The sequence below is a fragment of the Marinobacterium mangrovicola genome, from assembly GCF_004339595.1.
Classification (GTDB): Bacteria; Pseudomonadota; Gammaproteobacteria; order Pseudomonadales; family Balneatricaceae; genus Marinobacterium_D; species Marinobacterium_D mangrovicola.
In genome coordinates this window covers 37,725-51,311 of sequence record NZ_SMFU01000009.1, presented here as the reverse complement: position 1 = coordinate 51,311, position 13,587 = coordinate 37,725, and the positions used below count along the sequence as shown (strand labels likewise).

Here is a 13,587-nt window from a genome sequence, read left to right as displayed (position 1 = left end):
ACAATTCTCCCGTTGTAACAGGTGAAAGGGTCAGTCTTCGTCCGAGAAGCGTTTGGCTATATCAATGAAGCTGTTTTCGACTTTCAAGAAGGCCTCAACCACGGCGGGGTCGAAGTGCTTGCCCTTGCCTTCCAGCAGCAGTTCACGTGCGCGCTCGTGGGTGAAAGGTTCCTTGTAGGCACGGCGGGAGATCAGCGCATCGTAGACATCCGCCAATGCCATCAGTCGGCCGGCCAGGGGGATATCTTCTCCCTTGAGTCCCTGAGGATAGCCGGAGCCATCCCATTTTTCATGGTGGCAATAGGCGATCTGGCGAGCGTAGCGCAGAAAAGAGTTGTCCGGGTTGCAGAGGGATTTTTCCGCTTCGTCGATGGCGGCGCCGCCCAGCTCCGCGTGGGTTTTCATGATGGTGAATTCAGCGTCATCAAGTTTGCCCGGCTTGAGCAGAATCGCATCGGGAATCCCCACCTTGCCGATATCGTGCAGCGGTGCCGAACGGTAGAGCAGGTCGATATTTTCGTCGGTCAGTTCGGGATAGTCGCCCATCTCCCGCAGTGCTTCTGCCAGAGTTTTGACGTAATACTGGGTGCGGCGGATATGGTTGCCGGTCTCGTTGTCACGGGTTTCCGCCAGGGTAGCCATGGCGTGGATCGTGACCTGTTGGGTGTTGTACAGCTCGGCGGTGCGTTCGCGAACCATTTCATCGAGGCGCCGGTTATCGTCGGACAGACGGCGGCGATGCCACTGCAGCTCCAGTTGGGCGCGAACACGGGCCTGCACGATAGCGGGGCGCACCGGCTTGGTGATGTAGTCGACGGCGCCAACATCGAAGGCGGCGGATTCGTCCAGTTCCTGGGTCATTGCGGTGACAAAAATCACCGGGATCTCCGCAGTCTGGGGATCCTGCTTCAGGCGGCGGCAGACCTCGTAACCATCCATCTCCGGCATCATGATATCGAGCAGGATCAGGTCAGGCGTAATATCACCCCGGGCGCGAGTAAGCGCCTGCTCACCGTTGCGAGCCGCAAGAATACGATATTTGTCCTTGAGAATATCCGACAGTACCGAGATGTTGATCGGTTCATCGTCTACGATCAGAAGGGTGTAGCGATTGTCATCTGTCTGCATGGCGGCGACATGAGTCTGTTGTAATTGTTGTTAACACTATCCGACCGAGTGAAGTCGTGTCGAGTGCTGACTAGCTGCCGGACTTTTTGTTTTTCTCTCGCTTTGGCAGGCTGACCACGCTGGTTTCGGACCAGCGGTCATGCCAGGTCAGACGCTCGTCGCCGAACAGCATCCACAGGTAGCCCAGTCCCGCAGGAATCCATGAAACGATAGCACAGAGAAAACGGATCAGTGCCTGGGTCCAGCTGATGCGCTGGCCATCGAAGGTCTGTACGCGCAGTCGCCAAGCCTGCATACCGAGGGTCTGGCCGTTTTTGGTCCAGAAATATCCGAAAAACAGAAAGCTGCAGCAAAAGGCGGCCGATTGCATCGCGGCGCGTCCTAGCGGCGTGATCACTCCGCCGTGGTTAATCAGGGTGCCGACGATGGCGACACCGATCCAGATCGAAACCAGGATCAGACCATCGTACACCATGGACATGAGCCGTTTGCCGAAACTGGCTGGACGGATATCGCTGATCTCTTCTCGAAAGGGGCGTTGCATGTTCGGGGGCGTCCTGGGCGGGAGGAGAAGCGGGCAGTCCCTGGAGGTTGCCCGCCCGATCTCTTGTGATTAAGAACTCAGTTGCTGAACGGATCGACGTACTGGCTCTTGTACTCCTTAGCCAGCGCCTGGGCTTCGCTGAGCTGGGCGTCGGTCAGTTTCATCTTCATGCGGCTCTCGATGGCGCGGGCCGTACGGTCACCCTGCTCGGCCACATTGTATAGCCAGGCGTAGGCAATAACGTCGGAATCCTTGCTGGTATCGGTGCCGTGATTGGTGGCGTAAAGCGTACCGAGGAAGAACATCGCCTGTTGATGGCCCTGCTCGGCAGCCTTCAGATACCACTGCTCGGCGGTTTCGTAGTTCTGCTCGACACCGGTGCCGAAGTTGTAGGCACGACCCAGGTTGTGCCAGGCGGTGATGTTGCCCTGATCGGCGGCTTTCTGATACCAGCTGAAGGCGGTATCTGCATCGCGGTCTACGCCCTGGCCAAACTCGTACATTTCGCCAATGCGGTTCTGTGCGCTGGCGTTACCGGATTCAGCATCCGGCAGCAGGCTATCGAACTCTTTCTTGAACTCGCGGTTTTTCAGGGCGCGCAGGCCGTTGACGCTTTCCAGGTTGCCCTGGCGTGCGCCGCGCTCGTAATAGCGCTTGGCCTGATCGACGTCTGCTTCGACGCCCCAGCCGTTTTCGTACATCTTGCCGAGCATATTCAGTGCGTCTGCATTGCCCTCTTGTGCCAGAGGGGTTAGTTCCGCCATCGCTTCGGAGTAGTTCTGCTCATCAAAGGCGCGCTTCGCAGCGCTGATCGAAGCGGCTGAGGCCAGCTCAACTTGGAAGCTGAGCAGCAGGCCGGCGGTTGTCATCAGTGCGATCTTTTTCATTAAAACCCATGCCTTGCGAAATAACTGACTGTCCCGGGCCCGCGTTGGGCGGGCCCGCCGGTAAACTCTGCATTCGGCTACATATCTACCCCGCAAGGTCCGGAAAAGCTGGATCCGAACATTAGGAGTAACTTAAGTTTCTTCTAATATGGTTGCGAATTGTACCGGATTTCGCCGGCGGGCGCAGCCTTGGGGAGACTTCACCTCCAACGAATTAAGCCGGCTCGTCAGTCTTTACGCTGAGGGCTGAGCAGCTCGATCATGTAACCATCCGGGTCTTTGACGAACGCCAGAATACTGGTGCCGTGTTTCATCGGACCGGCTTCGCGAACCACTTCGCCGCCCTTGGCTTTGATCGCGTCACAGGCGGCGTAAACGTCTTCAACTTCGATGGCGATATGGCCATAACCGCTGCCCAGATCGTAGGCGCTGGTGTCCCAGTTGTGGGTCAGCTCCAGGGCTGCCTGCTCGGACTCGTCGCCATAACCGACAAAGGCGAGGGTGAATTTACCTTCCGGGTAGTCTTTGCGGCGCAGCAGTTTCATACCGAGGATGTCGGTGTAAAAGGAGATCGATTTGTCCAGGTCACCGACTCGGATCATGGTGTGTAGAAAGCGCATGGGAATACCTCGTGAAAATTTGCCAAACGGCGTCTTGCGAAGATAAGTCTACAATGCTTAATTAAAGGAAACTGCATTAACGTCAGTAGCTTCCTCTATAAGTAAATAACATAAGGATGGGGTGCGGCATGTTTCAAGATATGAACAAAATGTTCAGCCAGTCGATGGAGCCGTTTAAGGAGCTGGTCGATATCCAGACGAAAATGCTCGAAGAGCTGACTCGTCATCAGATGGACTGCACCAAGGCTTGTATCGAGGCCACCGTGCATCAAACGCAGGAACTGCAAAACTGTAAAACACCCGGCGATATCCTACAGCTTCAGCAGGCCTATGCCAAAGAGCTGGAAGACACGCTCAAATCCGCCAATCAGCAAAACCTGAAGGCGCTGACTCAGGCCAGAGAGGCGATGGAAACGCTTACCAAGGGCGCGATGGACAAGTTCAGCGGTTAAGATTTCGGCTTGGAAAAGAGGTTGTTTGAAAGTAAGTCGTTTGAAACGCAAGTCGGTTAAAATTGAAAAGCAGCCAGCGGAGGCTGCTTTTTTGTTGTTTTACGTTAGCGATACGGATTAATAGATGGAAAAGATTGGCCTTTTCTACGCCAGCACCACCGGGAATACAGAAGCGGTTGCGGAGCAGATCGCCGGGCTTATCGGCGGTGAAAATGTTGATCTGCACGACCTGGCCGTGGAACCGGTGACCAGTATCAATGGATACGCATGTCTGATCTTCGGCATCTCCACCTGGGATTATGGTGAGCTGCAGGAAGATTGGGAGGCGATCTGGGAGGAGCTGAAACTGCTCGATTTCAGCGGCCGCCGGGTGGCGTTGTTCGGCCTTGGCGACCAGATCGGCTACGGCGAATGGTTCGTAGATGCCATGGGGCTACTGGCAGAGCTGCTGCAGCAGCGTGGAGCGGAGCTCGTTGCGCCCTGGTCGGCAGAAGGATACGAGTTTGAAGAGTCCAAGGCGCTGAACGAGGATCGTAGTCAGTTTGTCGGGCTGGCTATCGATGAAGATGCCCAGTCTGGGGAAACCAGCGAACGTGTGGAACGCTGGGTGCCGGAAGTGCTGTCGGCCTTCGGTATTTGATTTGTGCATTGCGGAACTTGATGCATGATCAACGTCTAATGAAGTTGAAAACCATCCCAATAGAAGGAATCTATAGAATGAAGAAGCTTGTCATTGCAACGCTGAGTGGTGCGCTGCTCGCTGGTAGTTTGAATGTCTACGCCAACGATGTAGAAGATGCTATCGAGTACCGCCAGGGCGTGTTCCAGGCGATCAAGTGGTACTTCGGTCCGATGGCAGGCATGGCCAAGGGCGATATCGAATATGATGCAGCCGAATTTACCCGTCGTGCCGAAATGCTGAACCAGTTGAGCTACATGGCGGAAGAGGGCTTTATCGAGGGTTCCGCTGAGGGTGACACCGACGCCTTGCCTGCGATCTGGGAAGATATGGATCAGTTCAGCGCCGGTTTCGATAAGCTTCAGGAAAACACCGCAGCACTGGCAGAAGCCTCCAAGTCTGGCGATATGGGCACCATCATGCCGGCCTTCGCTGAAGTGGGTAAAACCTGCAAGGGCTGCCACGACAACTTCCGCGACTGATCTTTATCGCGAAAGCCATTACATGTCGTGAGATCTGTGTGGGGTCTGCGGCAAGAAAAGGGCGCCTTCGGGCGCCCTTTTCTGTCTTTGCAGGCTGTGTTTTCGAGTAGGGAATCAGCCGATCCAGTAAAGCGTTACAAACAGTGCGACTGCGAGAACAGCAACAACAGCACCGCGCATAAACGGGGCCAGTGCCGGGTGACTGTGAACATCGCTGACCGGCTTGCGACCGTGGATCATCCCCTGTACCAGGGGTTCACGCTTGAAGCGCTGGTGATACACCACACCCAGCAGGTGCAAGCCCACAGCGGCGAGCAGAATGTTGAAGTTGATCTTGTGCACACTGGTCAGGAAAGAGGCGGTATCGCCACTGACCATGGAGGTGAGCGGTCCTTCGGTAAAGATATCGTCGGTGGCGAAGAGACCGGTGATTCCCTGCACGGCGCACAAAAGAATCAGCGCCAGTACCATCCAGCCGCCCAGCGGGTTGTGACCTGTATAGGTGGGCGCTTTACCGGTAAGCACCTGCTTGAGGTAGCCCAGGGTAAAGCCCGGACCGCGCAGGAACTCCTGGAAGCGGGAGTAAGGGCTGCCGGTAAAACCCCAGATCAGGCGGAACAGTACCAGCGAGACCACGGCGTAACCGGCGATCATGTGCCAGCTCATCCACAGGCCGCCCTCTTCGCCGCTCCACCAGGCGAAGCCGATGGCGCCCACGAGGCCCCAGTGAAACAGACGGGTGAAAACATCCCACACGGGAAGTGCTTGGGTTTTGGTACTCGCGTCCATGTATCGCGCTCCGTTTAATCGTCACTGACAGGCTGGATGGCAGATTCCTCTGCGGGAATTTCCGCCTTGAATAATGTTACTGATTTTAAGAGAAAAGCGTGACGAATTGGTTCCCAAATACCTATATGACGGGGTGTTTTTCGGTAAAAATGGTCTTTTGGCATGCCGCGGGTGGGGGCTGTTCACTGTTGCGGAAGTTTTCCTGAGTGTTTCGTTCGCTCTGAGGGCGTACACAATTCAAACAGTGCGCCAGATCAGGTAGAATACGCTCCTTTTTCCAAGCAGCGAGTTTTTGAAACCCAGATGGAAATTAACCCGATACTGAATAGCCTCAAGGATATCGGCGAGCGCACCCAACTGCTGCGTACCTACCTCGAATACGACGTCAAGAAAGAACGCCTCGAAGAGGTGGAGCGCGAGCTCGAGGATCCTGAGGTCTGGAACAACCCGGACAACGCCCAGCAGCTGGGCCGCGAGCGCTCCAGCCTTGAGGGCGTGGTCAGCACGATTGATGCGCTGGAAACCGGCGTCAGCGATGCCCGCGAACTGCTCGACCTGGCGGTTGAAGAAGATGACGAAGACACCGTCGCTGAAGTTGAGTCTGAAGTCGCATCTCTGACCGAGAAGCTGAGCCAGCTCGAGTTCCGCCGCATGTTCTCCGGCGAAGCCGATGGCAACAACGCCTTCATGGATATCCAGGCCGGTTCCGGCGGCACCGAAGCCCAGGACTGGGCTAACATGATGCTGCGTATGTACCTGCGCTGGGGCGAAGCCAAGGGCTTCAAGACCGAACTGATCGAAGTATCAGACGGTGATGTGGCCGGTATCAAATCCGCCACCATCCGTTTTGAGGGTGAGTACGCCTTCGGCTGGCTGCGCACAGAGACCGGTGTTCATCGCCTGGTGCGTAAGTCGCCGTTCGACTCTGGCGGTCGCCGTCACACCTCGTTCTCCTCGGTTTTCGTCTCCCCGGAGATCGATGACAACGTGGATATCGAGATCAACCCGGCGGACCTGCGCGTAGACGTTTACCGTGCCTCCGGTGCTGGTGGTCAGCACGTTAACCGTACCGAATCCGCCGTGCGTATTACTCACGAGCCGTCCGGTATCGTCGTGCAGAGCCAGTCCGCACGTTCGCAGCACCAGAACCGCGACACCTGTATGAAACAGCTGCGCGCGAAACTCTATGAGATGGAGATGCTCAAGCGTCGTGAAGCGGCCCAGGAAGTGGAAGACACCAAAGCCGATATCGGCTGGGGCAGTCAGATCCGCTCCTACGTGCTCGACGACCAGCGCATCAAGGATCTGCGCACCAACGTGCAGACCTCCAACTGTGATCGCGTGCTTGATGGCGATCTCGACCAGTTTATCGAAGCAAGTCTGAAGGCCGGTCTCTGATCCGGAGCCTTTAGAAACGATATAAGCCGACTTTTTAAGGTACAGACCTGATGTCCGACAACGCTCAGACCCCTCAACAAGATGAAAACCGCCTGATCGCCGAGCGCCGCGAAAAACTCGCAGCTCAGCGCGAGCAGGGCAACGCCTTCCCCAACACCTTCCGCCGCGACAGCTATGCTGGCGATCTGCAGAAGGAACACGGTGAGAAGAGCAAAGAGGAGCTGGCCGAAGCGGGCATCAAGGTATCCGTGGCGGGACGCATCATGCTTAACCGTGGCGCCTTCATGGTGCTGCAGGATATGAGCGGCCGTATCCAGCTGTACGTCACCAAGGAAGCGCGTCCGTTCGCCAAGTCCCTGGACCTGGGCGATATCGTCGGTATCACCGGTACGCTGCAGAAGTCCGGCAAGGGCGACCTGTACGTGAACCTGGATGAGTACCAGCTGCTGACCAAGAGCCTGCGTCCGCTGCCGGACAAGCACAAAGGTCTGCAGGACATGGAGATGCGCTACCGTCAGCGCTATGTGGACCTGATCACCAACGAACAGTCCCGCACCGTGTTCGAGACCCGCTTCCGTATCGTCGCCGCGATCCGCCAGTTCCTGGCAGAGCGCCGCTTCCTCGAGGTGGAAACCCCGATGCTGCAGGCGATCCCGGGTGGCGCCAGTGCGCGTCCGTTCGTGACTCATCACAATGCGCTGGATATCGACATGTACCTGCGTATCGCGCCGGAACTGTACCTCAAGCGTCTGGTCGTTGGCGGCTTCGAGCGCGTGTTCGAGATCAACCGTAACTTCCGTAACGAAGGGCTGTCGACTCGTCACAACCCCGAGTTCACCATGATCGAGTTCTACCAGGCGTACGCGGACTACCACGACCTGATGGACCTGACCGAAGAGATGCTGCGCACTGTGGCGCAGAGCGTCCTCGGCACTACCACCCTGATCAACACCGTGCGTGATGAAGAGGGTGAGGTGATGGAAACCTTCGAATACGACCTGTCCAAGCCGTTCGCGCGCATGTCTGTGTTTGATGCGATCCTGCACTTCAACCCGGATATCACTGCCGAAGCGCTGGCCAACGAGCATGCTGCCCGTGAAATCGCCCAGCGTCTGGATATCGATGTGAAAGATGGTTGGGGCCTCGGCAAGATCCAGATCGAGATCTTTGAAGAGACCTGCGAGCACCGCCTGCAGCAGCCGACCTTCATCACCGAATACCCGACCGAAGTCAGCCCGCTGGCCCGTCGCAGCGATGACAACCCGTTCGTTACCGACCGCTTCGAGTTCTTCGTTGGCGGCCGCGAACTGGCCAACGGCTTCTCGGAGCTTAACGACGCCGAAGACCAGGCCGAGCGCTTCCGCAAGCAGGTGGAAGAGAAGGACGCCGGTGATGACGAAGCGATGCACTACGATGCGGACTTCGTTAACGCCCTGGAATACGGCCTGCCGCCGACCGCTGGCGAAGGTATCGGCATCGACCGTCTGGTGATGCTGTTCACCGACTCCGCTTCGATTCGCGACGTCATCCTGTTCCCGGCCATGCGCCCGCGGGTCTGATTCGCGCAGGTGTAGATGTTTACAGAAAGCCGCTCAGTGCGGCTTTCTTTTTGGCTGAAATCCAAAGCGGGCCGAGCCCCGTTGGGAGAAAACCTTGGGCTTCAAGCAGATTCTGTTTCCGCAGACCTCCCGGGAGATTCCCGGCAAGCGCTATATCAGCCTGACGTTGCGCGGCCTGCATCTGGTCGGTGTGGCGGGTGTGGCGGGGCTGTTTCTGTTCCAGCTGCCGTTTGAGCAGTGGCGTATCTACGGCCTGATGGCGCTGGCCAGCGGTGTACTGATGATGGCGATGGAGATCTGGGGCGATGGTGTCTGGCTGTTTCAGCTCAGGGGCCAGGCGGTACTGTTGAAGCTCGTGTTGCTGGTGCTGGCGCTGATCTGGCCGGCCAGCGCCGCGATCAACTTTATTATCATTGTGCTGCTGTCGGCCTTCTTCTCCCATGCGCCGGGCAAGATTCGTTACTATTCGATCTGGCACGGTGAGGTGGTCAAGGCGCTACGTACCGCCGATGGCCGTATCCGCAACAGCGGCCAGCGATGAAATAAATTGCAATATGAGTCCCTGGGACAAATGAGGTAAAGATGGCACTGGATAACGCCCCCAGCTGGCAGCCGCGGCTGGCGCCGGAGTTCGAAAAGCCCTATATGGTTGAGCTCAAAGCGTTTCTCAAACAGCGCAAGGAGCAGCACGTCACCATCTACCCGCACTCCAGCAACTGGTTCCACGCACTGGAAGCCACGCCGCTGGATAACGTGCGCGTGGTGATTATCGGGCAGGACCCCTACCATCAGCCGGGGCAGGCGCACGGGCTCTGCTTCTCGGTCAAGCCGGGCGTAAAAGTGCCGCCGTCCCTGGTGAATATCTACAAGGAGCTGCACTCGGACCTGGGCCTGGTGCCGCCGAAACACGGCTACCTGGAATCCTGGGCCAGGCAGGGCGTGCTGATGCTGAACGCGGTACTCACCGTGGAAGACAGCAACGCGAATGCGCATCAGGGCAAGGGATGGGAGCAGTTTACCGATCGGGTTATCCACCTGGTCAATGAACAGTGCGATCACGTGGTGTTTATCCTCTGGGGCAGTTATGCACAGAAGAAAGGTGCCTTTATCGACCAGAGCAAACACCTGGTGCTGAAGTCACCGCACCCGTCGCCGCTATCGGCGCATCGCGGCTTTTTCGGTACCCGTCCCTTCTCTCAAGCCAATGAATGGCTTAAGGCTCAGGGGCGCGAGCCGGTGCAGTGGCAGCTGCCCGAGCAGGTTGAAGAGCTGGCTGAGGAGTAAAGATGGCTACATTGCTGCAGATCGATTTTCCCTTCGCGGGCCCCTTTGGTGAAGAGATGGCGCAGGCGTTTGCTGAATTGGCGGCGACCATTAACGATGAACCGGGCTTTATGTGGAAGATCTGGACCGAAAGCCAGAGTGCTCAACAGGCTGGTGGCATCTATCTGTTTGATACCGAAGCGAACGCCCGCGCTTATCTGGAAAAACATACCGCGCGCCTGAACGGCTTTGGTATCAGCGGGATCGAAGCCAAGGTGTTCGATGTGAATGAGGGCCTGTCGGCGATCACCCGCGGCCCGATTAAATAGCCCTGTTAAATAGCGCTTTGGCATAGACCGGCCGGTATCTGATCTCTTCCTGAACCGGCCGACCGATTATCCTTATTTCTTTACTCTGCCCCCTCCGGTTCAGCCTCAGGCATTGCCGGAGCCGTGTCGCTGCCGCCCAGTGCCTGGTATAGCGTCGCCACCGCGGTGAGGCGGTTGTATCGGTTTTCCAGCAGTGACTCCTCTGCACTGCGGCGATCGTCCTGGGCATCAAGCCAGTCCTGAATCGCGGCGGCGCCGTTGCGGTACTGGTTCTCGTACAGCCGCTCCGCCTCCTCGGCGGCCTGGTACTGCTGCTCCAGCTCCTCACTCTGCAGGCGGTAGTGGCTGATCGCCGATAGTGAGTTATCCACATCCTCAAACGCCTGGTAGAGCGTATCCCTGTAGGTGATTACGGCGCTTTCGTAATCGATCTCGGCGATATCCCGGTTCAGCTGCATCTCGTTCCACTGCAGGAAGGGCAGCACAAGGCCGACACCGAGGCTGCCCACTGGATCGCGCAGCAGTTCTCTCAGTGCCGAGGAAGAATCGCCGATCTGGCCGGTCAGGGTCAGGGTCGGCAGATAGTCAGCGAAGGTCGCGTCCCGGCTGGCGAGGGAAGCCTGGAGGCTATAGAGCGCAGACTTCACATCCGGGCGGCGCACCATCAGATCGGCGGGAATACCGGCGCGTACCTCCGGAACCTCTGCCGTGGGCAGCTGGGTGATCGAGGTTTCGATCTCACCGGGCGGCTGGTTGAACAGGATCGACAGGGCGTTCTGTGCCTCGTTCAACTGACGATCCAGCTCTATCCGGCTGGCACGCTGGCTGGAAAGACTGCGGGTTGCCTGCAGCACATTGAGCCGGGAGACGGCACCGGCCTCGTATTGTGTCTGGGTCAGCTCCAGCGTCTGTTCGGCGTAATCGATACTGGCGTCGGCCAGGGCCAGCCGCTGCTTCAGGTAGCCGATCTGCCAGTAGAGCGAGGCGGTGGTGGCCACCAGGCTCTGCGCCGTAGCTTCACGATCCTCGGCGCTGGCCAGGGTGCTCCAGTTGGCAGCGTCCAGGTTGGCGGACAGGCGACCCCAGAGATCCAGCTCGTAGCTGACCGACAGGTTGGCGGAGTAGCTGTGGCTGTTGGCGCCGCTGTCCAGATCTTCACTGTGCGATCCAGAGATGCTGGATGATAGCTGTGGATAAAGGTCCTGGCGGCTGATACCGGCCTGGAGTCGCGCACGCTGTAGCGTCAGCGTGGCCAGGGCCAGGTCGTTATTGTTTGCCAGAGCACCGGCAACCAGCGTATTCAGCTCAGGGTCGTTGAACTGCCGCCACCAGGGATCCATGGAAACGGCGTCGCTCAGGGCTTCGCTCTGCCAGTTGGCGGGTACCTGCACGCTTGGTTCTTGAAACTCTGAGCGGGTCAGGGCGCCGCAGCCGCTCAGCAGAGCGACACTGAGGGCGAGAATGCTTAGCTTGGGGTGAAAAGGGCGTTTCATCTTCATCGCGTTTTACTCTCGGGCCAGGGCATCGACCGGGTCGAGCCGGGCGGCGTTGCGTGCGGGTAGGAAGCCGAACAGCACGCCGATCAGGGTGGAGCAGGCAAAGGCGGCCAGGATCGAGTTGCTGGAGTAGATCAGGTTGAAGCTGCTGCCGGAGTAGCTGAAACCGACACCGATCAGGTAGGCGAGCAGGATGCCAAGCAGACCGCCACAGAGGCACACCAGCACCGCTTCGATCAGGAACTGGCGCAGAATATCCGCCTGCCGCGCGCCCACCGCCATGCGTACGCCGATCTCCTTGGTGCGCTCGGTCACCGACACCAGCATGATGTTCATCACGCCGATACCGCCCACCACCAGTGAGATCACCGCAATCGCTGAGATCAGCAGCGTCATCGTCGCCGTGGTCTGCTCGATGCTGGCGCGGATGGTATCGGTGTTGATGGTGAAAAAGTCCTGCTTGCCGTGACGCATCTTCAGCAGGGAAACGATCCCCTGTTCCGCGGCATCGCTGGGCACCGAGGCGTTGACCCGCACGGTGATACCGTTGAGGTAACTCTGCCCCACCATGCGCCCCGCGATGGTGGTGTAGGGGATCCACACCGTCAGCGAGTCATTATTGCCAAAGGCACTCTGGCGCGGCGCGGTAACACCAACGATGCGCACCGGCAGATCGCCGAGGAAAATAACCTGGCCGATCGGGTTGGAGTCCGGGAACAACTCCTTAAGAGTGTTGTTATCGATCACCGCTTCCTGCGCCAGGGTTTTGACGCTGGCGTCATCCCAGTATTGGCCCTGGGCCAGTTCATAGCCGCGCACACGGAAGAAGTCCGGTCCCACGCCGCTGATGCTGGCGCTGACCGCCTGGTTGCCGAAGCGGATGGTGGCGCTGGAACTGATCGACGGCGTCACACTATCGACAAAACTGAGGTTCTCCAACGCCTCGCTATCCTGGCTGGTCAGCGTACGGACACGGCCGGAGCGCCGGTCGCCAAAGCCGCTGCCGGGGCGGATATCGATGGTATTGGTGCCCATGGAGGCGATGTTCGAAAGTATCTGCTGCTGCGAGCCGGCGCCGAGGGCCACCACCGAGACCACCGAAGCGATACCGATGATGATGCCGAGCATGGTCAGAAAGGTACGTAGCCGATGGGATGACATGGCCAGCAGCGCCATCTTCAGCGCTTCCAGCTGCGCCTCCCAGGCATTCAGCCAGGGATGGCGTGCCTTGGGAGGTGCTTCGTCGAGGCTGTTAGCGTTTTCCGGGGGCGGCTTTTTGCTGTGGTCGCTGACGATCTCGCCATCCTTGATCTCAATGATGCGGTCGGCAAACTCGGCCACCTTCGGATCGTGGGTAACAATAATAATAGTGTGACCGTCATCGTGAAGCTCTCGCAGCAGGCGCATCATCTCTTCGCCGCTGGTGCTGTCCAGGGCGCCGGTGGGTTCATCGGCGAGAATGACGTCACCGCCATTCATCAGTGCGCGGGCGACGCTCACGCGCTGCTGCTGACCGCCGCTGAGCTGGCTGGGCTTGTGATCCAGGCGCTCGCCAAGACCCAGCCGCGTGAGCAGTTTTGCGGCGCGTTCATGCCGGGTCTCGCGGTCCTGCAGTGAGTAGATCGCCGGCACTTCCACGTTGCCCATGGCATTGAGATCGCCGAGCAGGTGGTAGCGCTGGAAGATAAAACCGAAGTACTCGCGGCGCAGCTCCGCCAGGGTGTCCGCATCCAGGGTGGAGATATCCCGGCCGTTGATCCTGTAGGTACCGGATGAGGGGCGATCCAGGCAGCCGAGAATATTCATCAGCGTGGATTTGCCGGAGCCTGAGGAGCCGATAATTGCCACCATCTCGCCGCGATGGATACTCAGGTCTACCTCTTTGAGTACGGTCAGCGGCTGATCACCGGCGGGGAAGGCGCGGCTGATTCCGCGCAGTTCAAGCAGTGCCTCGGCCATGA

General features: G+C 58.3%; 15 protein-coding genes. 8 read left to right on the top strand and 7 right to left on the bottom strand.

Annotated features, from left to right (window positions below; translation table 11 throughout):
* Positions 1-30 precede the first annotated feature (30 nt).
* The 4 genes from CLV83_RS12675 to gloA all read right to left on the bottom strand — a co-directional run bounded on the left by CLV83_RS12675 (position 31) and on the right by gloA (position 3,179).
* The gene (locus CLV83_RS12675; RefSeq protein WP_132292893.1) at positions 31-1,128 is read right to left on the bottom strand and encodes a response regulator; all 1,098 of its coding nucleotides are present in this window, start codon (positions 1,126-1,128) and stop codon (positions 31-33) included.
* A gap of 70 nt (positions 1,129-1,198) precedes the next feature.
* Positions 1,199-1,672, bottom strand: a complete 474-nt coding sequence (locus CLV83_RS12670) for an RDD family protein (RefSeq protein WP_132292890.1) — start codon at positions 1,670-1,672, stop codon at positions 1,199-1,201.
* 77 nt (positions 1,673-1,749) lie between these two features.
* Positions 1,750-2,559, bottom strand: a complete 810-nt coding sequence (locus CLV83_RS12665) for a tetratricopeptide repeat protein (RefSeq protein WP_132292887.1) — start codon at positions 2,557-2,559, stop codon at positions 1,750-1,752.
* 227 nt (positions 2,560-2,786) lie between these two features.
* Complete coding sequence (gene gloA, locus CLV83_RS12660; RefSeq protein ID WP_132292884.1) at positions 2,787-3,179, bottom strand: lactoylglutathione lyase; 393 nt, start codon at positions 3,177-3,179, stop codon at positions 2,787-2,789.
* Between the two features lie 128 nt (positions 3,180-3,307).
* Between gloA and CLV83_RS12655 the strand changes: the two genes are divergently transcribed.
* From CLV83_RS12655 to CLV83_RS12645, 3 genes are all read left to right on the top strand, one after another.
* Positions 3,308-3,631, top strand: coding sequence for a phasin family protein (locus CLV83_RS12655; RefSeq protein ID WP_132292881.1), 324 nt, complete (start codon positions 3,308-3,310; stop codon positions 3,629-3,631).
* Positions 3,632-3,755: 124 nt separating this feature from the next.
* Entirely contained in the window at positions 3,756-4,271 is a 516-nt protein-coding gene (gene fldB / locus CLV83_RS12650; protein ID WP_132292878.1) for a flavodoxin FldB, read from the top strand.
* Between the two features lie 77 nt (positions 4,272-4,348).
* Positions 4,349-4,792: a c-type cytochrome gene (locus CLV83_RS12645; RefSeq protein WP_165900304.1), complete on the top strand. Its 444-nt coding sequence runs from the start codon at positions 4,349-4,351 to the stop codon at positions 4,790-4,792.
* 114 nt (positions 4,793-4,906) lie between these two features.
* On the opposite strand, the gene CLV83_RS12640 is transcribed toward CLV83_RS12645, so the two are convergent.
* Positions 4,907-5,581 (bottom strand): cytochrome b/b6 domain-containing protein, encoded by a 675-nt coding sequence (locus tag CLV83_RS12640; RefSeq protein WP_132292872.1) that lies wholly within the window; start codon positions 5,579-5,581, stop codon positions 4,907-4,909.
* 303 nt (positions 5,582-5,884) lie between these two features.
* Between CLV83_RS12640 and prfB the strand changes: the two genes are divergently transcribed.
* The 5 genes from prfB to CLV83_RS12615 all read left to right on the top strand — a co-directional run bounded on the left by prfB (position 5,885) and on the right by CLV83_RS12615 (position 10,130).
* A complete protein-coding gene (gene prfB / locus CLV83_RS12635) occupies positions 5,885-6,979 on the top strand; it encodes a peptide chain release factor 2 (protein WP_132292869.1) in 1,095 nt (364 codons plus the stop codon).
* A 50-nt stretch (positions 6,980-7,029) separates the two neighbouring features.
* A complete protein-coding gene (gene lysS / locus CLV83_RS12630; protein ID WP_104005639.1) occupies positions 7,030-8,538 on the top strand; it encodes a lysine--tRNA ligase in 1,509 nt (502 codons plus the stop codon).
* A 94-nt stretch (positions 8,539-8,632) separates the two neighbouring features.
* On the top strand, positions 8,633-9,079 hold the full coding sequence (locus tag CLV83_RS12625; protein ID WP_132292867.1) for a hypothetical protein: 447 nt from the start codon (positions 8,633-8,635) through the stop codon (positions 9,077-9,079).
* Positions 9,080-9,120: 41 nt separating this feature from the next.
* Complete coding sequence (gene ung, locus CLV83_RS12620) at positions 9,121-9,822, top strand: uracil-DNA glycosylase (RefSeq protein WP_132292864.1); 702 nt, start codon at positions 9,121-9,123, stop codon at positions 9,820-9,822.
* Positions 9,823-9,824: 2 nt separating this feature from the next.
* Complete coding sequence (locus tag CLV83_RS12615) at positions 9,825-10,130, top strand: monooxygenase (protein ID WP_132292861.1); 306 nt, start codon at positions 9,825-9,827, stop codon at positions 10,128-10,130.
* An 80-nt stretch (positions 10,131-10,210) separates the two neighbouring features.
* Here CLV83_RS12615 and CLV83_RS12610 read toward each other — a convergent pair whose 3' ends face one another.
* On the bottom strand, positions 10,211-11,629 hold the full coding sequence (locus tag CLV83_RS12610) for an efflux transporter outer membrane subunit (RefSeq protein WP_132292858.1): 1,419 nt from the start codon (positions 11,627-11,629) through the stop codon (positions 10,211-10,213).
* 6 nt (positions 11,630-11,635) lie between these two features.
* A complete protein-coding gene (locus tag CLV83_RS12605; protein WP_132292855.1) occupies positions 11,636-13,585 on the bottom strand; it encodes a MacB family efflux pump subunit in 1,950 nt (649 codons plus the stop codon).
* Positions 13,586-13,587 lie beyond the last annotated feature (2 nt).

Bases quoted from the DNA above. Each gene is read 5' to 3' on its own strand.
- CLV83_RS12605 (WP_132292855.1), bottom strand. From the start codon at position 13,585: ATGGCCGAGGCACTGCTTGAACTGCGCGGAATCAGCCGCGCCTTCCCC.
- fldB (WP_132292878.1), top strand. From the start codon at position 3,756: ATGGAAAAGATTGGCCTTTTCTACGCCAGCACCACCGGGAATACAGAA.
- CLV83_RS12655 (WP_132292881.1), top strand. From the start codon at position 3,308: ATGTTTCAAGATATGAACAAAATGTTCAGCCAGTCGATGGAGCCGTTT.
- CLV83_RS12665 (WP_132292887.1), bottom strand. From the start codon at position 2,559: ATGAAAAAGATCGCACTGATGACAACCGCCGGCCTGCTGCTCAGCTTC.
- CLV83_RS12670 (WP_132292890.1), bottom strand. From the start codon at position 1,672: ATGCAACGCCCCTTTCGAGAAGAGATCAGCGATATCCGTCCAGCCAGT.
- ung (WP_132292864.1), top strand. From the start codon at position 9,121: ATGGCACTGGATAACGCCCCCAGCTGGCAGCCGCGGCTGGCGCCGGAG.
- CLV83_RS12640 (WP_132292872.1), bottom strand. From the start codon at position 5,581: ATGGACGCGAGTACCAAAACCCAAGCACTTCCCGTGTGGGATGTTTTC.
- CLV83_RS12610 (WP_132292858.1), bottom strand. From the start codon at position 11,629: ATGAAGATGAAACGCCCTTTTCACCCCAAGCTAAGCATTCTCGCCCTC.
- prfB (WP_132292869.1), top strand. From the start codon at position 5,885: ATGGAAATTAACCCGATACTGAATAGCCTCAAGGATATCGGCGAGCGC.
- CLV83_RS12615 (WP_132292861.1), top strand. From the start codon at position 9,825: ATGGCTACATTGCTGCAGATCGATTTTCCCTTCGCGGGCCCCTTTGGT.
- lysS (WP_104005639.1), top strand. From the start codon at position 7,030: ATGTCCGACAACGCTCAGACCCCTCAACAAGATGAAAACCGCCTGATC.
- CLV83_RS12675 (WP_132292893.1), bottom strand. From the start codon at position 1,128: ATGCAGACAGATGACAATCGCTACACCCTTCTGATCGTAGACGATGAA.
- CLV83_RS12645 (WP_165900304.1), top strand. From the start codon at position 4,349: ATGAAGAAGCTTGTCATTGCAACGCTGAGTGGTGCGCTGCTCGCTGGT.
- gloA (WP_132292884.1), bottom strand. From the start codon at position 3,179: ATGCGCTTTCTACACACCATGATCCGAGTCGGTGACCTGGACAAATCG.